Source organism: Nocardioides sp. NPDC057577, assembly GCF_042801335.1.
Taxonomy (GTDB): domain Bacteria; phylum Actinomycetota; class Actinomycetes; order Propionibacteriales; family Nocardioidaceae; genus Nocardioides.
Genome location: NZ_JBHVGB010000114.1, coordinates 1 through 18,993, shown reverse-complemented (window position 1 = coordinate 18,993; position 18,993 = coordinate 1). Strand labels below are relative to the sequence as shown.

The 18,993-nt window shown below is 69.7% G+C and carries 16 protein-coding genes; 6 read left to right on the top strand and 10 right to left on the bottom strand.

What is annotated here, in order from left to right; genetic code table 11:
* On the bottom strand, positions 1 to 975 hold a 975-nt coding region (locus ACFU7D_RS20055; protein WP_378870364.1), incomplete at its 3' end, for a GMC family oxidoreductase.
* A 62-nt stretch (positions 976 to 1,037) separates the two neighbouring features.
* On the opposite strand from ACFU7D_RS20055, the gene ACFU7D_RS20050 reads away from it, so the two are divergent.
* Positions 1,038 to 1,877, top strand: coding sequence for an LLM class F420-dependent oxidoreductase (locus tag ACFU7D_RS20050; RefSeq protein WP_378870361.1), 840 nt, complete (start codon positions 1,038 to 1,040; stop codon positions 1,875 to 1,877).
* Positions 1,878 to 1,887: 10 nt separating this feature from the next.
* Here ACFU7D_RS20050 and ACFU7D_RS20045 read toward each other — a convergent pair whose 3' ends face one another.
* Positions 1,888 to 2,718, bottom strand: a complete 831-nt coding sequence (locus ACFU7D_RS20045) for an alpha/beta hydrolase (RefSeq protein ID WP_378870367.1) — start codon at positions 2,716 to 2,718, stop codon at positions 1,888 to 1,890.
* A gap of 121 nt (positions 2,719 to 2,839) precedes the next feature.
* On the opposite strand from ACFU7D_RS20045, the gene ACFU7D_RS20040 reads away from it, so the two are divergent.
* The gene (locus ACFU7D_RS20040) at positions 2,840 to 3,292 is read left to right on the top strand and encodes a nuclear transport factor 2 family protein (RefSeq protein WP_378870358.1); all 453 of its coding nucleotides are present in this window, start codon (positions 2,840 to 2,842) and stop codon (positions 3,290 to 3,292) included.
* Between the two features lie 2 nt (positions 3,293 to 3,294).
* Here the strand turns inward: ACFU7D_RS20040 and ACFU7D_RS20035 are convergent, their stop codons facing one another.
* Positions 3,295 to 3,423 (bottom strand): hypothetical protein, encoded by a 129-nt coding sequence (locus tag ACFU7D_RS20035; RefSeq protein ID WP_378729365.1) that lies wholly within the window; start codon positions 3,421 to 3,423, stop codon positions 3,295 to 3,297.
* 35 nt (positions 3,424 to 3,458) lie between these two features.
* Between ACFU7D_RS20035 and ACFU7D_RS20030 the strand changes: the two genes are divergently transcribed.
* Positions 3,459 to 3,869 (top strand): RpiB/LacA/LacB family sugar-phosphate isomerase, encoded by a 411-nt coding sequence (locus ACFU7D_RS20030; protein WP_378870356.1) that lies wholly within the window; start codon positions 3,459 to 3,461, stop codon positions 3,867 to 3,869.
* Positions 3,870 to 3,950: 81 nt separating this feature from the next.
* On the opposite strand, the gene ACFU7D_RS20025 is transcribed toward ACFU7D_RS20030, so the two are convergent.
* Genes ACFU7D_RS20025 through hsaA form a run of 6 tightly spaced genes read right to left on the bottom strand, consistent with a single transcriptional unit; the run spans position 3,951 to position 8,852 of the window.
* Positions 3,951 to 4,907 (bottom strand): cation diffusion facilitator family transporter, encoded by a 957-nt coding sequence (locus ACFU7D_RS20025; RefSeq protein WP_378729362.1) that lies wholly within the window; start codon positions 4,905 to 4,907, stop codon positions 3,951 to 3,953.
* The gene (locus ACFU7D_RS20020) at positions 4,874 to 5,209 is read right to left on the bottom strand and encodes a metalloregulator ArsR/SmtB family transcription factor (protein WP_141804731.1); all 336 of its coding nucleotides are present in this window, start codon (positions 5,207 to 5,209) and stop codon (positions 4,874 to 4,876) included. The genes ACFU7D_RS20025 and ACFU7D_RS20020 overlap by 34 nt, the downstream gene beginning before the upstream one ends.
* 57 nt (positions 5,210 to 5,266) lie before the next feature.
* A complete protein-coding gene (locus tag ACFU7D_RS20015; protein ID WP_378870353.1) occupies positions 5,267 to 5,848 on the bottom strand; it encodes a flavin reductase family protein in 582 nt (193 codons plus the stop codon).
* Positions 5,849 to 5,878: 30 nt separating this feature from the next.
* Positions 5,879 to 6,775 carry an iron-dependent extradiol dioxygenase HsaC gene (gene hsaC / locus ACFU7D_RS20010; RefSeq protein ID WP_378729360.1) on the bottom strand — a complete coding sequence of 299 codons (897 nt, stop codon included), beginning with the start codon at positions 6,773 to 6,775 and terminating at the stop codon, positions 5,879 to 5,881.
* Positions 6,772 to 7,659, bottom strand: coding sequence for a 4,5:9,10-diseco-3-hydroxy-5,9,17-trioxoandrosta-1(10),2-diene-4-oate hydrolase (hsaD, locus tag ACFU7D_RS20005; protein ID WP_378870349.1), 888 nt, complete (start codon positions 7,657 to 7,659; stop codon positions 6,772 to 6,774). Before hsaD ends, hsaC begins: the two co-directional genes overlap by 4 nt.
* Positions 7,659 to 8,852 carry a 3-hydroxy-9,10-secoandrosta-1,3,5(10)-triene-9,17-dione monooxygenase oxygenase subunit gene (gene hsaA, locus ACFU7D_RS20000; RefSeq protein ID WP_378870346.1) on the bottom strand — a complete coding sequence of 398 codons (1,194 nt, stop codon included), beginning with the start codon at positions 8,850 to 8,852 and terminating at the stop codon, positions 7,659 to 7,661. Before hsaA ends, hsaD begins: the two co-directional genes overlap by 1 nt.
* A gap of 190 nt (positions 8,853 to 9,042) precedes the next feature.
* Here hsaA and kstD point away from each other — a divergent pair, with 190 nt between their 5' ends.
* From kstD to ACFU7D_RS19985, 3 genes are all read left to right on the top strand, one after another.
* On the top strand, positions 9,043 to 10,722 hold the full coding sequence (kstD, locus tag ACFU7D_RS19995) for a 3-oxosteroid 1-dehydrogenase (RefSeq protein ID WP_378870343.1): 1,680 nt from the start codon (positions 9,043 to 9,045) through the stop codon (positions 10,720 to 10,722).
* Entirely contained in the window at positions 10,722 to 11,606 is an 885-nt protein-coding gene (locus tag ACFU7D_RS19990) for a MaoC/PaaZ C-terminal domain-containing protein (protein ID WP_378870340.1), read from the top strand. The genes kstD and ACFU7D_RS19990 overlap by 1 nt, the downstream gene beginning before the upstream one ends.
* A gap of 94 nt (positions 11,607 to 11,700) precedes the next feature.
* Complete coding sequence (locus ACFU7D_RS19985; RefSeq protein ID WP_378870337.1) at positions 11,701 to 13,167, top strand: FAD-binding protein; 1,467 nt, start codon at positions 11,701 to 11,703, stop codon at positions 13,165 to 13,167.
* A 459-nt stretch (positions 13,168 to 13,626) separates the two neighbouring features.
* On the opposite strand, the gene pulA is transcribed toward ACFU7D_RS19985, so the two are convergent.
* The gene (gene pulA / locus ACFU7D_RS19980; protein WP_378870335.1) at positions 13,627 to 18,948 is read right to left on the bottom strand and encodes a pullulanase-type alpha-1,6-glucosidase; all 5,322 of its coding nucleotides are present in this window, start codon (positions 18,946 to 18,948) and stop codon (positions 13,627 to 13,629) included.
* Between the last annotated feature and the right edge of the window lie 45 nt (positions 18,949 to 18,993).

Below are 18,993 nucleotides of genomic sequence, written 5' to 3'. Positions count from 1 at the left end.
GGCGACGCCCGGGGCGAAGTGGGCGGGGGGGGGCCGCCGCCGCGCCGAGTCCAGCCGGACGTCGACCGGCACGACGCGCTGGTGGTGGAAGTTGTCGCCGACGGGCGGGTCGGCGTGGACCTGGATGCCGTGCTCGCGGAGGTGGTCGGCATGACCGATCCCGGAGAGCATCAGCAGGTGCGGCGAGCCGTAGACGCCGGCCGCCACGATGACCTCACGGGTCGCCCGGATGGTCTGCTTGTCGCCGTCGGCGCCGACCACCTCGACGCCGGTGGCGCGGGATCCCTCGATCCGCACCCGGGTGACCTGCGCCTTGGTCAGGATCAGCAGGTTGTCCAAGGGGTCCTCGCGCAGGTAGGCCTTGGAGGTGGAGTAACGGCGTCCCTCGGACGCGGAGAGCTGGACGACGCCGACACCCTCCTGCTGCTTGCCGTTGTAGTCCTCGAGCGCACCGACCCCGAGCCGCTTGGGCGCCTCGTCGAGCCAGGTCTGGGTCGCCGGGGTGAGGTCCTTCTGGTAGCGCACCTTGACCGGTCCACCCTGGCCCCGGAACTCGTCGGCGCCGCCCTCGAAGTCCTCCATCCGCTTGAACGCCGGCAGCACGTCGTCGTAGGACCACCCGGTCGCACCGTCGGCCGCCCAGTCGTCGAAGTTCTGGCGGTTGCCGCGCACCCAGAGCATGCCGTTGATCGAGGATGACCCGCCCAGCACCTTGCCGCGGGTCATCGGGATCACCCGGTCGAGGGCAGCGCTCTGCGGGACCGACTTGTAGCCCCAGTCGACCAGCTTCTTCAGCTGCGGCGTGGAGAGCATCGCGGCGACCGCGCCGGGGAGCTCGAGCAGGTTCTTGATCCCGAAGGCGGTGTCCTTGGTGCCCGCCTCGATCACGATCACGCTGGCACCGCTCTCGGCCAACCTGCGGGCGGTGGCGCAGCCCGCACTCCCGGCGCCTACGACGATGTAGTCGGCTTCCATGTTCACTTCTCTCTCCCGGTGATCCCTTCCGCAAAGACTAGAACACGTTCTACTGTTGTGTCATGCGCCACGGCATCGTCCTGTTCACCTCGGACCGCGGCATCACGCCCGCCGAGCTCGCCTCCGCCGCCGAGGAGCGCGGCTTCGACACGTTCTACGTGCCCGAGCACACCCACATCCCGGTGCGCCGCGACGCCCTGCACCCCACCGGCGGCGCCGAGCTCCCCGACGACCGCTACCTGCGTACGCTCGACCCCTGGGTCACGCTCGGAACCTGTGCCGCGGTGACCTCGCGGATCGGGCTCTCCACGGCCGTCGCGCTGCCGGTCGAGTCCGACCCGATCACGCTCGCCAAGACGATCGCGACCCTCGACCACCTCTCCGGCGGCCGGGTCTCGCTGGGCGTCGGGTTCGGCTGGAACACCGACGAGCTCGCCGACCACGGCATCCCGGGCGACCGCAAGCGCACCGCGCTCAAGGAGTACCTCGAGGCGATGCGCGCGCTGTGGACCGAGGAGGAGGCGGCCTACGACGGCGAGTTCGTCTCCTTCGGCCCCTCCTGGGCCTACCCGAAGCCCCCGCAGGGCCGGATCCCGACGATCGTCGGCGCCGGCGGCGGCCCCAAGACGCTGCGCTGGATCGCGCGCAACGCGGAGGGCTGGATGTCGACCCCGACCGAGGCCGGCATCGGTGACAAGGTGAAGACGCTGCAGGACGAGTGGGAGTCGGCCGGCCGCGAAGGCAAGCCCGAGGTCCGCGTCCTCGTCGCGAAGCGGCCGACACCCGAGGACCTGGCCGAGTGGTCGGTGGCCGACGAGCTGATCTGGGGCGTCCCCGACACCGAGCCGGCCGGCGTGCTCACCTACCTCGACAAGCTCGCCACCCGCCTAGCGCTCCCCTGACCACTCGGCCTCAGGGGGCCAGGACATCGTTCAGGTACGCCACTACGCGAGCCAGGCCGCCTGTCGAGGCCGGCGAGAGGCCGGGGAGGGTCATGTAGGCGTGGGTCGCGAGGCGCGGGCAGTGCATGGCGACGTCCACCCCGGCCGTACGCAACACCGCGGCGTATCGCTCCGCGTGCGGGCGCAGCGGGTCGAACTGCGCGGTGAGGACGAGGGCGGGCGGCAGGCCGGAATGGGACTCGGCCCGCAGCGGCGAGGCCGGCCACTCCCGGGCTCGCGACTCCTCGCCGCCGAGATAGTTCTCCACGATGCCACCCAGCCCCGGCCCGCGCAGACCGACGAGATCGACGAGCGGGTAGATGAGCACCTGACCGCGGAGCCGCGCATCGGCTTCCTCAAGAGATCTCAGGGCAAGGACCGCGGCGAGAGTGCCGCCCGCGCTGTCGCCCAGCACTGCGATCCTCTCGGGGTCGCCACCGAGGTCGGCTGCATTCTCTATGACCCACCGCAGCGCGGCCCAGCAGTCCTCGACAGCCGCTGGATAGGGGTGTTCGGGCGCGAGCCGGTAGGCCGGCGCGACCACCACGGCCCCCGTGCGGGCGGCGATGTGTCCGGCCATCCAGCGCGACTGCTCGGGCGTCCCCCAGCACCAGCCACCGCCGTGGAGGACGAGCACGATCGGCCTCGCCGACGCCGCGGGCGCTCGCGACGCATGGATGCGGAGCCGGATGTGGCCCGCCCAGGCCTCGCCCACCGCGACCCCTGGATGCTCCGCCCCGAAGACCCAGGTCAGATAGCGGTTCGCCAGCAGCGCCGCCCGCCGCTCGCGCAGCTCGACCATACCGTCCACACCTCGATCCTGCACCTGGAGGACGGTCCTCGTCGTGACATCAGGCCGACCGGCGGCGGAACGACAGCCCACAGCCACCCATTTGTAGAACACGTTCTACTATGATGGATCCATGAGTGACACCAGGGAGATCGAGCAGCTGAAGTACCGCTACGTACGCCTCCTCGACACCAAGCAGTGGGACGAGTTCGCCAGCTGCTTCAGCGATGACGCCACCGCCGACTACGCCGGGCTCTCGTTCACCTCACCGGGCGAGCTCGTCGACTACATGCGCACCAACCTGCCCGGCACGATCATCACGATGCACCACCTCCATCACCCCGAGATCGCCGTCGACGGCGATCTCGCCACCGGCCGCTGGTACCTCTACGACAAGGTCTTCGCCCCCGCCTTCGGGTTCGCCCTCGAGGGCGCCGCCTTCTACGAGGACCGCTACGCCCGTACGCCCCAGGGCTGGCGCATCGCGCACACCGGCTACCAGCGCACCTGGGAGCTCACCACCAGCCTGAAGGATCAGCCCAACGCGAAGCTGACCGGGCCCGGCGGACCCGCAACCCACGCCTGAGATCAGGAGTCGTACGCCGTGCGGTGCCGCGGCTGGTAGATCTGGACGTCGTCGGCACCGGGGACGCGCACCATCGCGACCAGGCCACCGTGATCGTCGGAGTAGACCAGCGTGTGACAGGCGAGGATCATGCCGTCGACGCTACGCCTGTCGATAGGTTGGGGTCATGCGGATCGCATTCGGGGCCGACGACGAGAACGAGACGACGCGGGCGGTGCTCGACCACCTGCACGAGCGCGGAGAGGTGGAGGTGCTCACCACCACCTCCTGGCCCGATCTGGGCGCCGGCATCGGCCGGGCGGTCGTCGAGGGCCGTGCCGACGTCGGCGTGGTGATGTGCTGGACCGGCACCGGCACCGCGATCGCCGCCAACAAGGTCCCCGGAGTCCGCGCCGCCCTCGCCTGGGAGCCGTGGATCGCCCGCGGCGCACGCCTGTGGAACGACGCCAACGTGCTCGCGATGAGCCTCAAACGCCTCGCCCCCGACGTCGCCGTCGAAGTGACCCAGGCCTTCCTCGACGAGCCCGCACCGGACCCCGACGAAGCGGCCGCGATCAAGCGGCTCGATGAGCTATGAGCGAGCAGCACTCGGACGGCTAGGGCGAGGGCGGCGTCAGATCGACGCGTCGGCCGATGACACGGATCGGAAGGTCGGAGCTCACCAGGTCACCTCGTGGCACTGCCGGGTCGGCGCGGTCTCGGTCTGGAGCGTGGCGTGCTCGATGCGGTGGCGCGTGGCGAGCATGGCCTGCGCGCCGGTCAGCACCTCTTGCGCATCGGTGCCGGGGTCCAGCAGGAGGTGAGCGGTCGCGACGTGCATCCCCGAGGTCAACGTCCACAGATGCAGGTCGTGGACGCCGTCGACACCGTCGACCGCCTCGAGATCGGCGACGACCTGGTCGACGGCCATCCCGTCGGGGACGTGCTGCCCGAGGACCGAGAGGACCTGCCGGCCCAGGACCACGGCGCGTACGGCCACGAAGACCCCGATCGCGACGGCCACGGCGACGTCCCACAACGGCTGCCCGGTGGCCGCGACCAGCAGGCCGGCCGCGATGACCCCGACGCTCCCGGCGGCGTCGGCAACCACCTCGAAGTAGGCCCCTTTGACGCTGAGCGACTCACCGGCTCCCGCACGCAGGAGCACCATGGAGACGATATTGACCGCCAGGCCGATCGCGCCGACCACGAGCATGGCTCCGGACTGGACCTCGGAGGCTTCACCGATGCGCCCGATCGCCTCGAGCACGACGTAGGCCGAGACGCCGAGCATGATCAGCACGGTCAGACCGGAGGCGAACACCTCGACCCGGTAGGAGCCGTACGTCCTCCGGCCGGTGGTGTCGGCGCGGGTCGCGATCCGGGTGGCGACCAGCGCGGCGCCGAGCGCGACGACGTCCGCCGTCATGTGCCCGGCGTCCGAGATCAGGGCCAGCGACCCCGACCACAGACCTGCGACGAGCTCGACGACCAGGAACGCCGCCACCATGGCGAAGGTGACCGCCAGCCGCCACCGGTGCCTGCCGCCGGCGTGGCCCACGGCGGCGCCGTGACCATGTCCGTGACCGTGTCCGTGGCCCATCAGCAGCAGCCCTGCTCGGCGGAGTCGCGGCACGCCTCCGGATCGGTGACCAGGATCAGGTCGTGGAGGTCAGCCAGTGCGTGCGCGAGGCGGCCGTCGGCGAGCTCGTAGCGGGTGCGCCTGCCCTCGGGAACCGCGACGACCAGGCCGCAGCCGCGCAAGCACGCCAGGTGGTTCGACATCGACTGGCGCGTCACCCCCAGCGACTCCGACAGCTCAGCCGGGTAGGCCGGCCCCTCGCGCAGCTGCATCAGGACCCGGGCCCGGGTCGCATCGGAGAGGGCGTGCCCGAACCGGGCGAGGGCGTCCAGCGACGAGGTGGTGGCGGTGACCATGCCGCGACAGTACAGCGACACATGTATTCAGTAAAAGCTGAACCATGCCAGGACCAGTCAGTCCAGCTCCCGGTAGTTGCTCCGGAAGAACAGCAGCGGCTCGGTGGCGGTGCCCTCCTCGAGATCCAGGACGCGGCCGACGACGAGGTAGTGGTCGCCCTCCTCGTGGACCGAGTGGACCGCGCAGTCGAGATAGCCGACGGCCCCTTCGAGGTGCGGGTCGCCGTGGTGGGCCGACGGGGTCCAGGAGATGTCGGCGTACTTGTCCGCGGCGCGCGAGGCGAACTGGTTCGAGACGGCTTCCTGGCCGGCGGCGAGGATGTTGACCGAGAAGTGCCCGGCACGGCGGATCCGGGCCCAGGCGCGCGAGGACTTGGTCGGCGCGAAGAGGATCAGCGGTGGTCGCAGCGACACCGAGGAGAACGACTGGCAGGTCATCCCGACCGGCCCCTCCGCGGTCTGCGCGGCGATCACGGTGACCCCGGAGGCGAACCGGCCCAGCACCGTACGGAACCGGTCGTCCGCCTCCGCGTCGGCAGGGGTCTCCGGTGGAGACGGTGGCGCCTCGAAGTCGAAGCGACCGTGGAAGGACTCGATCAGCTCCGGATGCGGCCAGCCCTCGGCGGCGTCGGGAGACATCCCATCAGGCACCTCTATACGCATACCCGATCACTGACCTACGCCGAAGTCGTGACCCCAGTACGAGACGGCCGTGGACTCCCGGGCGACCCACCTGTGGTCGTCGACCTGCAGCCCCTCGGTGCCGAACTCGATGTCGAAACCACCCGGCGACTTCACGTAGAAGGAGACCATCTCGTCGTTCATGTGCCGCCCGAGCGTGGCCGACAGCTTCGCACCGTACTTCTTCACACGCTCCAGGGCCCGGCCGACGTCGTCGAGCTTGTCGACCTCCAGCATGATGTGGACGCACTTGGAGTCGTTGGGGAACGGCAGGAACGCCAGCGAGTGGTGACGCGGGTTGATCCCGAGGAAGCGCAGCCAGATCTTGGTGCCGGGCTCCTTGCCGGCGAACTCGCCGGGCATGCTCATCGAGTCGCGCAGCCGGAACCCGAGCGTGTCGCGGTAGAACTCCAGCGCCTCGACGTCGTCGGAGACCGGGATCACCACGTGGCCCATCCCCTGCTCACCGGTCACGAAGGTGTGGCCGTAGGGCGAGACCGCGGGGCGGCGCTCGTAGGTGATGCCGTGGAAGAGCTCGAAGACGTTGTCGAAGGGGTCGCGGAACCGCAGCATCTCCTGCACCCGGCGCTCGGCGAGCTCCTCGGGGCTGCCCTCCTCCACCTCGACCCCGGACTTCTCCAGGTGCTCGCGGGCCTGCGCCAGCGCGGTGTGGTCGGCGACCTCCCAGCCGACACAGGCGAGCTGGTCGACCTCGCCCGGCTCGATCACGAGCCGGGCCGAGACCTCGTCGATGCGGTAGTAGAGGTGCTCCTGGTTCGGGCCCTTGGCCGTCACCAGCCCGAGGACCTTCTCCGCGAAGGTACGCCACGCCTCCAGGTCGGTGCTGGTGACGCGTACGTAGCCCATGGACTTGATGTCGATCATGCGCGCTCCTTGTGCCTCTTCAAGAACGAAGCCGCGACCTCGCGGAACTCGTCGGCGGCCTCGATCTGTGCCCAGTGCCCACAACGCGGGAAGACATGCAGCTGCGCCTTGGGAATCAGCTTCAAGGCGGGGAACGCGCCGTCGAGCGGATTGACCCGGTCCTCGCGGCCCCAGGTGAGCAGGGTGTGGTGGCGGAGCTTGTGCGCCTCGCGCCACAGCATGCCGTCCTCGGCGGTCTCGGGGTTGTAGAACGACCAGCCCATCGACGCCATCGCCTCGCGCGCACCGGGCGCGGTCGCGTCCGCGAACCGCTCCTCGACCAGCTCGTCGGTGACCAGCTTCTGGTTCACGACCATCGTCGAGATGAACGCCTTGAGCGCCTCCCGGGTCGGGTCGCCGGAGAAGTCCATCAGGCGCTGTACGCCCTCGGTCGGATCAGCATGGAAGAGGTTGAGCGAGAGCCCGCCCGGCCCCATCAGCACCAGCCGTCCCACTCTCTCCGGATACGTGAGAGCGATCCGCATCGCGGTCCCGCCACCGAGCGAGTTGCCCAGCAGGTGCACCTTCTCCAGGCCCAGCCCGTCGAGGAGGGCGATCACCGCGTCGCCGGCGAAGCGGTAGTAGTTGCCCACCACCTCCGGCTTGTCGGAGGCGCCGAAGCCCGGCTGGTCGACCAGGATCGTGCGGAAGTCGGCAGCGAAGCCCTCCAGCGCGGAGCCGAAGTTGGACCACGACGAGGCCCCGGGACCCCCGCCGTGAAGCATCACCAGCGGCAGCCGGTCATCCCGGTCCGAACCCAGATCGTAGTAGCGCAGCGAGATCTCACCCGCGGCCTCGGTCTTGATCGCGACGTCGTGGGCGACGTCCTCTTTCACCAGCGCCATCAGTACATCCCCGGGTCGACCTTGTGCCCGAACTCCGAGGCGCCGTACATCTGCAGTGCCCGCTCGGGGTCGTTGGCGGCGTGGACGCGGCCCGCATGGGCATCGCGCCAGGCGCGCTGCAGGGGCGTGCCCGAAGCCAGCGCGCGGCCACCGGAGGCCTCGAAGAGCAGGTCGATCGCGTCGATCGCGCGCTGGGTGCCGAGGACCTGGTCGCGGCGGATCCGCAGCCGCTGGGTGATCGGGATCTTCTCGCCGCGGGCGACGTAGGCCTGCTGCTCACGGATGTTGCCCATCAGCAGCGCCCAGGCGGCGTCGATGTCGGAGGAGGCGGTCGCCACGCGCACGGCGGCGAAGGGGTCCAGGGACGCCTTCTCACCGTAGGAGGCGCGGACCCGGTTCTGCTGCATTGTCACGTGCTCCTCGTAGGCACCGCGGGCCATACCGATGATCGGCGTGGTGATCGTGGTGGTGAACAGCGAGTGGAACTGCAGCTTGTAGAGGTCGCCGGTGTTGACAGCCTGACCGGGGCCCTTGCAGCGTCCGGTCTCGGCCATGGAGAGCGTGAAGGCCTCCGGGATGAAGGCGTCCTCGACCACGATGTCGTTGGAGCCGGTGCCGGCCAGGCCGACGACGTTCCAGACGTCGACGATCTCGTAGCTGGCGCGCGGCACCAGGAACGTACGGAAGTCGACCACGTGGCCCTCGTCGTTGAAGACGAGGCCACCGAGCAGCACCCAGGTGGCGTGTGCGCAGCCGGAGGAGAACGACCAGCGGCCGGAGAGGTTGAACCCGCCCTCGGTGATCGCCGCCTTGCCCACCGGTGCATACGAGGAGGACACCCGCGTGTCGGGGTCCTCACCCCAGACCGCCTGCTGGGCCTCGTCGTCGAAGAGCGCGATCTGCCAGGGGTGCACGCCCAGGACGCTGGAGACCCAGCCGGTCGATCCGCACGCCGAGGCGATGTCGCGCACACAGGTGTAGAAGTCGACCGGGTCGGCCTCGAGACCGCCGAAGCGGGCCGGCTGCAGCAGCTTGAAGAAGCCGACCTCCTCCAGCTCCTTGACGCTCGACTCGGGCACGACCCGGAGACGCTCGGTCTCCTCCGCACGGTCCCTGATCGTGGGCAGCAGGTCCTGCACCCCGTCCCTGACGGTCTGTGCGTCCTTGTGGGGGCGCTGTGTCGGTTCGCTCACCGCTCTGCCTTCCTGCATGGTGTCCCAGATGTCCTCGGACGGCGCGGTTCGTGCGCTGCCGATGGATCAATACTAGAACACGTTTCAGTTTTGTCGAGTCCCTGGGCGTGTTTCGTCGGCCGTCGTCTATGGTAGAACGTGTTTCAGTTCTTAGATAGCGCCGCCTGATGGCACGAGGTTGAGGAGCACCATGGGTCAGACGAACGAGGAGACCTACGACGTCGTGGTCGTGGGCGCCGGGGGCGCCGGGATGACCGCCGCGCTGGCGGCCGCCCGCCGTCACGGGCTCGAGACCGTCGTCATCGAGAAGAGTGCCTACTTCGGCGGCTCGACGTCCCGCTCGGGCGGCGGGGTCTGGATCCCCCGCAACCACGCCCTCGAGGCGGCCCACCAGAAGGACTCCGCCGAGGCTGCCAGCCTCTATCTCGAGTCGATCGTCGGCGACGTCGTGCCGGCAGAGCGCCGCGAGACGTTCCTCGGCCGCGGCCCGGAGGTGCTCTCCTTCGTCTGCGAGAAGACCCCGGTGCGGTTCAGCTGGGTCCCTGACTACGCCGACTACCACCCCGAGGCCCCCGGCGGCCGCGGCGCCGGACGCTCCGTCGAGCCGGTCCCGCTCGACGCCCGGGTGATCGGCGAAGAGCTCTCGCGGCTGCATCCGCCCTATACGAAGTCGCCGGCCAACATGGTCGTCACCCAGGCCGACTTCCGCAAGATCAGCCTCGGCATGCGCACGATCCGGGGCCCGATCACGATGGTCAAGATCGCGGTCGCCCGCATCCTCTCCGGACTGCTCGGCAAGAAGATGTACGCCATGGGCGCGGCGCTCGCGATCGGGCTGCGCAAGGGGCTTCTCGACGCCGGCGTCCCGATCCGTTACGAGACCGAGCTGGTCGGCCTGGTCACCGAGGGCGGCCGGGTCGTCGGTGTCGAGGTACGCCGCGGCGAGGAGGGTCCGACGACGGTGATCAGGGCGCGGCGCGGCGTGATCCTCGGCTCCGGCGGCTTCGAGCGGAACCTGGAGATGCGGGAGAAGTACCTGCCCGCGCCGACCTCGGTCGAGTGGACCACCGGCGCCCAGAGCAACACCGGCGGCGGGATACTGGCCGGGATCGCGGCCGGGGCCGACACCGACCTGATGGACGAGTCCTGGTGGGGCCCGACGATCCCGTTCCCCGGACGGCCGTGGTTCGCGCTCGCCGAGCGCAACCTGCCCGGCTCGATCATCATCAACGGCGCCGGCAAGCGGTTCATGAACGAGGCGCTCCCCTACGTCGAGGCAGTCCACGAGATCTACAAGGGCCACGAGACGGGCGTCTCGCACGTCCCGGCGTGGCTGGTCTTCGACCAGCGCTACCGCAACCGCTACATCTTCGCCGGGCTCGGACCCAAGCAGCCCTTCCCGGGGCGCTGGCTCAAGGACGGAGTCGTCGTGAAGGCGTCGACCGTGGAGGCGCTGGCCGAGAAGATCGAGGTGCCCGTCGACGGCCTGCGCGAGACGCTGGCCAGGTTCAACGGCTTCGCCGAGTCCGGCGTCGACGAGGACTTCCATCGCGGCGAGTCGACCTACGACAAGTACTACTCCGACCCCACCGTCAAGCCGAACTGCTCGCTCAACGTCATCGACCAGGCGCCGTTCTACGCCGTCAAGATGGCCCCCGGCGACCTCGGCACCAAGGGCGGTCTGGTTACCGACAAGCGCGCCCGCGTCCTGCGCGCCGACGGCTCCGCCATCGAGGGTCTGTACGCCGCCGGCAACGTCTCCTCCGCCGTGATGGGACGCACCTACGCCGGCCCCGGCGCCACCATCGGCCCCGCCCTCGTCTTCGGCTACCTGGCCGCCGAGGACTGCGCCCTCAAGGAGACGAACTGATGCCCATCGACCCGACCAAGGCCATCGGCGCGTCGCTGCCGACCCAGTCGTTCTCGTGGACCTCGTCCGACGTGCTGCTCTACCACCTCGGCATCGGCGCCGGCTCGCGTCCCGGCGACGCGACCGACCCGGCCGCGCTGCGCTACACCCTGGATTCCGATGCCCTCTCCGTGCTGCCCTCCTTCGGGGTCGTGGCACCGACCTTCCACGTCACCGAGCCGCCCTCGCTGGACCTGCCGGGCTGCGACATCGACCTTGCCTCGGTGCTCCACGGCTCCCAGGAGATCCGGGTGAACGGCCCGATCCCAACCTCGGGCGAGGCAGTCGTCGCGACCCGGATCGCCGAGGTCTGGGACAAGGGCAAGGCCGCCGTGATCGTCCAGGAGGGCACCGCCACGACGCCGGCCGGCGATCCGCTGTGGACCGTCAGGAGCTCGATCTTCGTACGCGGCGAGGGCGGCTTCGGGGGCGAGCGCGGGCCGTCGACGGCACTGCCGGTTCCCGACCGCGCGCCCGATGCGGCCACGACGTACGCCGTCACGGAGCAGCAGGCACTGCTCTACCGGCTGTGCGGCGACCGCAACCCGCTGCACGCCGACCCCGCCTTCGCCGCGAAGGCAGGTTTCCCGAAGCCGATCCTGCACGGGCTGTGCTCCTACGGGATCGTGCTGCGCGAGGCGACCGGCCTGCTCCTCGACGGCGATGCCACCCGGGTCTCCGGGTTCGGCGCTCGGTTCGCCGGGATCGTCTTCCCCGGCGAGACCATCTCGATCGAGGCATGGGACGAAGAGCCGAAGATCCTGGTCAGAGCCACCATCTCGTCCAAAGATCCGGCCCGGGACGGCGCCCCGGTCCTCGCCGACTGCTACCTGGAGAAGCGATGAGCCGCGCGAGCTGTAACACGCTGTTCGTAGGACTACTCGCCCTATTGGAACGACCGGATAGTCCTACGAACGACGTGTTACACGGGAGCGCGGCATGAGCGGCACAGCACTGCCCGACGTACTCTCCCCCGCCGACGTCGAGGAGCGCTTCGGCGGCTGGTCGGAGGAGACCGACGTGATCGTGGTCGGCTTCGGCGTGGCCGGCGGAGCGGCGGCGCTGGAAGCGGCCCGCACCGGCGCCCGCACGATCGTGTTGGAGCGTGCCGCCGAGCCCGGCGGCACCTCGGCGATGGCCGGCGGCCACTTCTATCTCGGCGGCGGCACCGCGGTGCAGAAGGCCACCGGGATCGAGGACTCGGCCGCGGAGATGTTCGCCTATATCCACGCGGTCTCCAAGGAGCCCGAGGACGACAAGATCCGGGCCTACTGCGACGACTCGGTCGAGCACTTCGACTGGCTCGAGGCGCTGGGGTTCGAGTTCGAGCGCACCTTCTGGCCCGGCAAGGCCGTCATCCAGCCCGGCACCGAGGGGCTGATGTACACCGGCAACGAGAAGGTCCACCCGTTCCGCGACCTCGCCGTCCCGGCACCACGCGGCCACAAGGTGCCGGTCCCGGGCGACACCGGCGGCGCCAAGCTGGTCGTCGACCGGATGGCCGACCGGCTGGCCGAGACCTCGGCGGTGATCCGCTACGAGACCGGTGCCACCAACCTGGTGATCGACGACGGCCGGGTCGTCGGCCTGGCCTGGCGCCGGTTCGAGGAGCGCGGCGCGATCCGCGCCAAAGCGGTGATCCTGGCGGCGGGCGGCTTCGTCGGCAACGCCGACATGGTCGCCGAGCACACCCCGAGCCTCGGCGAGAAGCTCTTCCCGCTGGCCTCGACCTACGACGACGGTCTCGGGCTGCGCCTGGGTGCCTCGGCGGGCGGTCGGTGGCGGTTCATGGACGAGCCGTTCCAGACCGCGCCGTTCTACCCACCCTCGATCCTCCTCACCGGGATCATCGTCAACAAGCACGGCAAGCGGTTCGTGCCGGAGGACTCCTACCACGCGCGTACGGCCGCCTTCGTCATGGAGCAGCCGGACTCGGCCGCCTTCCTGATCGTCGACTCGGCGCACATCGAGCACCCCAAGATGCCGCTGTGCCCGTTCATCGACGGCTGGGAGACGGTCGAGGAGATGGCGGCCGGCCTGGGCGTACCTTTCGAGACCCTGAACGCCACCCTGACCTCCTACAACACCCACGCGGCCGACGGCGAGGACCCGGAGCTCCACAAGGCGCCGGAGTGGACCGAGCCGCAGGACACCGGCCCCTGGGGCGCCTATGACCTCTCGCTCGGCAAGGCGATGTACGCCGGGTTCACCATGGGCGGCCTGGCGACCACCGTCGAAGGAGAGGTACGCCGCGAGGACGGCTCCGCGATCGCCGGGCTCTACGCCGCCGGCGCCTGCGCGGCCAACCTCGCGCAGGATGCCAAGGGCTACGCCTCCGGCATGCAGCTCGGCGACGGCTCGTACTTCGGCCGACGGGCCGGACGGCATGCCGCCGGGATGGGGTGACCGGCCTCACAACCCGGGTGGGTTCCGGCGATCCCCCGCCGGGGCCACGGCGCCGGGCCGCTAGTCTTTACCGAAGACTCATCGAGTGAACTGTTGCCATATCACATATCTCGTCGGACGTGAATGGCTTCGGTAAAGATCGGGACCTTTTCCCCTACGCGCGCCGTCACACAGGCTGGTTATGTATACGCGACGCCCAGGGCACCGGCTGTGCCGACGCGTCCGCAGGCCCTCGGTCCCCACTCGACGCCTGTCGCCGAACTAGCCGAAAGGAATCCCCATGTTCGACTTCCGGAGCCCGGCCGGCCTCATGGTCATCGCCGCCCTGGTCGTCATCGCGCTCGTGGTGGTCGGCGCTATCGCCGGCAACAGCCCGTCCTGATCTGACACCGAGCTTCCTGGCCAGGAAGCCGCAGGCCCCGGCTCGATGAGCCGGGGCTGCGTACGTTCTCGAGCGGATCAGCGGGTGAAGACCGCTACCGTCCGGGCCGGGACCGTGAAGGTGCCCGAAGCCGCCTCGAACGACGACGACCTGACGACCTCGTCCGAGCCGTCGGCCTGGGTCGGGTGCAGCCGGTAGCCGGCGGCGCCCTCGACCTTCTGCTTCTGCGTCGTCGTGGTCGCGTTGAAGACGACCACGAGGTCACCGAGGCGCATGGTGATGACACCCGGCGTCTCGTCCTTGCCCGAGAGCGGGAACCCGAGCTTCTCCTGGACCTGCCCGGTGGTGGACAGATGGAAGGCCGGCTCGTCCGTACGAATCCTCAGCAGGTCCTGGTAGGCGGCCGAGGCCCTCTCGATGTCCGCGCAGTCCGGGGACGCCGCCGAGGCCAGCAGCGGCTTGGAATAGGGCCACTTGTCCTCGTTGTCGGCCGCCGGCGGCAGGCCTCGGCCGAAGCCGTTGCCGTCCTCGCAGTCCCAGTGGATGGCGTTGAACCAGTCGCCGGAGTCGTAGGAGTTGCGGTCCAGCGACTTCGAGCGGAGCAGGTCGGTGCCGGCCTGAGACAGCGCCGGGCCCTGCGAGAGCGCTGCCGTCGCCATCGCGAGCACCTGCATCCGTGAGCGCTCCGCGGTGCTGGTCGAGGCGGGCAGCTTGAAGGTGAGGGCGTCGTAGAGCGACTCGTTGTCGTGGGCGTCGGCATAGGCGAGCGCGTCACCGGGCGCCGCCGCATAACCGGCGGGCGCACCGTTGTAGTCGACCTGCGACCCGGTGACCTGGTTGCCGGCGGTGTCGGTGAACGAGTAGTCGGCGAGGTTCCCGGACAGCCCGACCTTGATCAGGTCCTGGTAGTGCAGCAGCCGGGCCCGCTGCTCCGCCTCCGTGCCGTTGGCCGTGGACGAGTTGGGGTCGGTGAACAGCCCGCTCGCGAACCCCTGGACGCCAGGATCGGCGTCGAACGGTCCCCCGCCGCGTACGGCATCTCGGGCGCGGTCGCTGAAGGTGGCGATGCCGGTGCCCGCCATGTTCTTCTGGGTGGCCTGCACGAAGCGGGCGTCGTCGGCGATCTCGCCGAAGTTCCAGCCCTCGCCGTAGAGGATGATCTTCCTGCCGTCGACGCCGTCCTTCTCGAGGGTGAGGGCGTCGAGGGCCTTGCGGACGGCCAGGATGTTGGCCTTGGGGTGGTGGCCCATCAGGTCGAAGCGGAAGCCGTCGACCTTGTACTCCTTGGCCCAGGTCACGATCGAGTCGACGACGAGCTTGCCCATCATCGTGTTCTCGGGCGCGGTGTTGGCGCAGCATGTCGAGTTGGCGACCGAACCGTCGGCGAGGAGCCGCTGGTAGTAGCCGGGCACGATCCTGTCGAGCACCGAGGTCTTCGCCTGGCCGCTGCTGGTGGTGTGGTTGTAGACCACATCCATCACGACCCGCAGACCGTCCTCGTTGAGCGCCTTCACCATCTGCCGGAACTCGACCGTGCGGTCCGTCCCGTCGGGGTCGGTGGCGTAGGAGCCCTCCGGGACCGTGTAGTGGTAGGGGTCGTAGCCCCAGTTGTACGCATCCCCTGCGGCCGCCCCGGCGACGCAATCCTGCTGCTCCTGGCTGTCAGCGGGAAAGGACTTCAGGTCGCAGTCGGGGCTGGTCTGGTCGCTCTTCTTCTCCGGGATGGTGGCGATGTCGAAGGCCGGCAGCAGGTGGACGTACGAGGTGCCGGACTCGGCCAGCTTCCGCAGGTGCTTGGAGCCGTCGCTGTCCTTGTCGGCGAAAGCGAGGTAGCCGCCCGGGTGGTCGCTGGTCTCGTCCTCGACGGAGAAGTCGCGGATGTGGAGCTCCTGGATCTGGGCGTCCTTCATGGACACGGCCTTCGGCTTCCTGAGATTCGACCAGCCCTTCGGGGCGAGCGCCTTGTCATCGAGGTCGACGATGAGGCTGCGCTCGGAGTCGGTGGTCAGCGCGACCGAGTAGGGGTCGGTGACCTTGTTCGTGACGAGGTTCTGCACGCTCGGCACCCATACGGTCACGGCGTAGCGGTACTCCTTGCCGCGCCAGGCCGAGGCCGAGCCGGTCGCCGCCCAGACGCCGCTGGCGTCGTCGCGGCGCATCGGGACCAGCTTCTTGCCGAGCTCGAGCTTCACCTCGTGGGCGGTCGGCGCCCACACGGACAGGGTGACCTTGCCACCCTTGAACACCGGGCCGAGCTCCGCCTTCGCGGCCTTCGCGCCATAGAGGTCGTCGAGGATGCCCTGGGTCTGCACGCCGGTGCCGGTGACCAGGGCGCCGTTGCCGATGCGCTGGGTGAGCACGACCTGTCCGGCGAGGGCTTCCCGGATCCGGTCGCGGTCGCGGGTGTCCACGGTGAAGGCGGTGTAGTCCTTCAGGTGCGGGAACTCCGCCTTCTGAGCGTCGGTCAGGGACGTGCTCAGCAGCCGCAGCCAGCGGCCCTCGCTGCTGAGCGCGCCGCCCTCGACGGTGATGCCGCCGTCGCGGTCGTAGACCAGCTGGGTCGACAGCGCCGAGCCGCTCGCCATCTCCTTCGGCAGCACGACCGTGTCCTTGTCGATCCACTGCGCCTGCGCCTTGGCGAGATCGAGCTCGGGGGCCGAGCCGACCGAGGGCAGCAGGTAGCTGGTCTCACCCGAGTTGAGCCAGACCTCGTGTCCGTACGTCGTCAGTTCGAGGGATCGGTCGTTGGGGATGTCCTTCTCGTCGCCCTTGTGGACGATGTAGTTGAGCGAGGTGGCGCCGTCGACCAGCGGCACCTCGAAGGTGACGCCGTAGGCGTCCTTGCCGGTGGGCTGGAGCGGCTTGGACCACTCGGTCGGGGTCGCCGCGCCGGTCCAGGTGTGCAGGCCCCAGCCGTCGTAGTCGCCGTCGGCACGGTGCAGGTGGATGACCGCCTTGGACGTGTCGGGCTCCGGGTAGACGCCGTCGGGCCTGGTGGTCGCCTGGCCGCTGTCGCCGGCCTCGACCCAGACCTCGCCGGTCTCGGCGAGGTCGATCGTCCGCTCGGCACCGTCGGCGGCGCCGTCCTTCTCGACCCGATAGGTCACCGAGGACGCGCCGTCCGGGAGCTTCACCCAGGCGAAGGCGCCGTAGGCGTCGCGGCCGCTGAACTCGCCGCTCTCGTCCCCTGCCCGCAGCGTCCAACCGGTGTAGTCGCCGTCGGCACGCCGGTAGTGCACCACCGCGTAGTCGCGGTCGACGGCGCTCGGGTTCTCGGCCTCGGGTGCCTGGCCGGCCGTGGTCTCGGCGAGGGCGCTCGCGGTGCGTCCGTCACGGTCGACCACCACGGCCTTGTAGCGCACGGCGGTGCCGGCGGAGACGGTCGCGGGGACGTACTGGGTGATCTTGTAGGGGGCGTGGTCCACGGAGCCGAGGGTGCGCCACTTCCCGTTGCCGACCTGGGCGGCGAAGACGACGCGGGCGTCGGAGGTCTTCCCCGGGTCGGCGGTGAGGGTGACCGTGCCGGTGGCGCCCGCGTCCGGGGCGGTCAGTGACAAGGTCGGCTTCGCGGCTGCCTTCGGGAGCTCGGCGTCGGCGCGCAGGACGACCGAGGAGAGCGCGGGAACGCTCACGGTGACCTTGCCGTCGGTGGCGGTCTCGGTGGCCTCGCCGCCGTAGATCGTCTCGAAGCTCGCCGACTCGACGAGCAGGGTGACGGTCTTCGCCTCGGTGGCGTTGTTGACCGCGACCACGTACTCGCGCTCGTCGCCGGTGCGCGAGAACGCGTAGACCGAGCCCTCGGCGTGGAGCTCCTTCTGGACCCCGTCGGTCAGGGCCGGGTGGTCCTTGCGGAGCTTCGCCAGGGCGGCGATCGCGGCGTAGATCGGGTGGCTGGTGTCGTAGGCGTCCTCGGCATGGGTGCGGTCGGTGCCGATCTGGTCGTCGTCGAGGTAGTCGGCGACCTTCGAGGCGAACAGCGTCTGGCGGGCGTCCTTGTCGCCGCCCGCGCCGGTGAAGCCCTGCTCGTCGCCGTAGTAGACGACGGGGTTTCCGCGGGAGAGGAACATCAGCTCGTTGGCGAGCCGGGCCCGCTGGACGAGCTCCTCGTCGGTCGCGTCGGGGTGGTCACCCGTGAGGAAGGTGCCGATCCGGCCCATGTCGTGGTTGCCGAGGAAGGTGACCTGCTCGTAGGCGTTGGCCTTGTCGGTGGCGTACTTGTAGTCGTCGGCGAAGACCTTCGCGAGCCGGTCGGCCGGGGCGCCCAGCGAGGCGTAGGCGCGGGCGGCGTCCTGGAACGGGAAGTCGAGCGTGGCGTCGAGACGGCCGCGGGTGACGTACGGGGAGGTGACGTCGCTGTCGGCGGAGTAGACCTCGCCGAACATGAAGAAGTCCTCGCGACCCTGCTTGGCGGCGTAGGCGTCGAGGGCGGTCGCCCACTTGGTCCAGAAGTCCAGGTCGACGTGCTTGACGGTGTCGATGCGGAAGCCGTCGATGTCGAAGTCGCGGACCCACTTCTGGTAGATCTTGGTCATCCCCTCGACGACCTCGGGACGCTCGGTCCACAGGTCGTCCAGGCCGCTGAAGTCGCCGTAGGTGGTCGACTCGCCCTCCCAGGTGGAGTCCCCGCGGTTGTGGTAGAGCGTCGGGTCGTTGAGCCAGGACGGGACCATCTCGCCGGTGTTCGCCGGGGTGTAGGGGAACGAGTCCTCGTCGACCTTCACGCGGTCAGCAGCCGGGTCGGCGTCGTCGAAGGGTCGGCCCTCGGTGTCCAGGTAGGGGAAGGCGCCCTTGGGGCGGTAGCCGTACTTCTTCTCCGCGTAGTCGACGGTGTCGGCGGTGTGGTTGGTGATGACGTCGAAGAAGACCTTCATGCCCTTGGCGTGGGCCGCGTCGACGAGGGTCTCGAGGTCCTCGTTGGTGCCGAAGTGCGGGTCGACCTGGGTGAAGTCGGTGATCCAGTAGCCGTGGTAGCCGGCCGAGGCGTTCGCGCCCTCGCCCTGGACGGGCTTGTTCTTGAAGATCGGTGCCATCCAGATCGCGGTGGTGCCGAGGCCCTTGATGTAGTCGAGGCGGTCGGTGAGGCCCTGGAGGTCACCGCCCTGGTAGAAGCCCTTGTCGGTGGGGTCGAAGCCGGTCGAGGTGCGGCTGCCGGTCAGGCCGCCCTTGTCGTTGGAGGTCTCGCCGTTGGCGAACCTGTCGGGCAGCACGAAGTAGAACTGCTCCTTCGTCGCGTCGTGACGGGCCGGCTCGGCGGCCAGCTTCGCGTCCGACGGCGGCTTCGGGGCGGCGGCCGTCGCCGACGGCGCCGTGGCCGTCTGCAGCGCCGTGGCGAGCAGTGCGGTCGCGAGCACGGTCGCGGCCAGCCGGGGCGCGCCGGGTGCGCCACTTCTTCGAATCACTGTGAGGGCCTCTCTGGGCTGTACGGGGGCATGCGGTGGAGACCG

Bases quoted from the DNA above. Each gene is read 5' to 3' on its own strand.
- ACFU7D_RS20050 (WP_378870361.1), top strand. From the start codon at position 1,038: ATGCGCCACGGCATCGTCCTGTTCACCTCGGACCGCGGCATCACGCCC.
- ACFU7D_RS20045 (WP_378870367.1), bottom strand. From the start codon at position 2,718: ATGGTCGAGCTGCGCGAGCGGCGGGCGGCGCTGCTGGCGAACCGCTAT.
- ACFU7D_RS20040 (WP_378870358.1), top strand. From the start codon at position 2,840: ATGAGTGACACCAGGGAGATCGAGCAGCTGAAGTACCGCTACGTACGC.
- ACFU7D_RS20035 (WP_378729365.1), bottom strand. From the start codon at position 3,423: ATGATCCTCGCCTGTCACACGCTGGTCTACTCCGACGATCACGGTGGC.
- ACFU7D_RS20030 (WP_378870356.1), top strand. From the start codon at position 3,459: ATGCGGATCGCATTCGGGGCCGACGACGAGAACGAGACGACGCGGGCG.
- ACFU7D_RS20020 (WP_141804731.1), bottom strand. From the start codon at position 5,209: ATGGTCACCGCCACCACCTCGTCGCTGGACGCCCTCGCCCGGTTCGGG.
- ACFU7D_RS20015 (WP_378870353.1), bottom strand. From the start codon at position 5,848: ATGTCTCCCGACGCCGCCGAGGGCTGGCCGCATCCGGAGCTGATCGAG.
- hsaC (WP_378729360.1), bottom strand. From the start codon at position 6,775: ATGATCGACATCAAGTCCATGGGCTACGTACGCGTCACCAGCACCGAC.
- hsaD (WP_378870349.1), bottom strand. From the start codon at position 7,659: ATGGCGCTGGTGAAAGAGGACGTCGCCCACGACGTCGCGATCAAGACC.
- kstD (WP_378870343.1), top strand. From the start codon at position 9,043: ATGGGTCAGACGAACGAGGAGACCTACGACGTCGTGGTCGTGGGCGCC.
- ACFU7D_RS19990 (WP_378870340.1), top strand. From the start codon at position 10,722: ATGCCCATCGACCCGACCAAGGCCATCGGCGCGTCGCTGCCGACCCAG.
- ACFU7D_RS19985 (WP_378870337.1), top strand. From the start codon at position 11,701: ATGAGCGGCACAGCACTGCCCGACGTACTCTCCCCCGCCGACGTCGAG.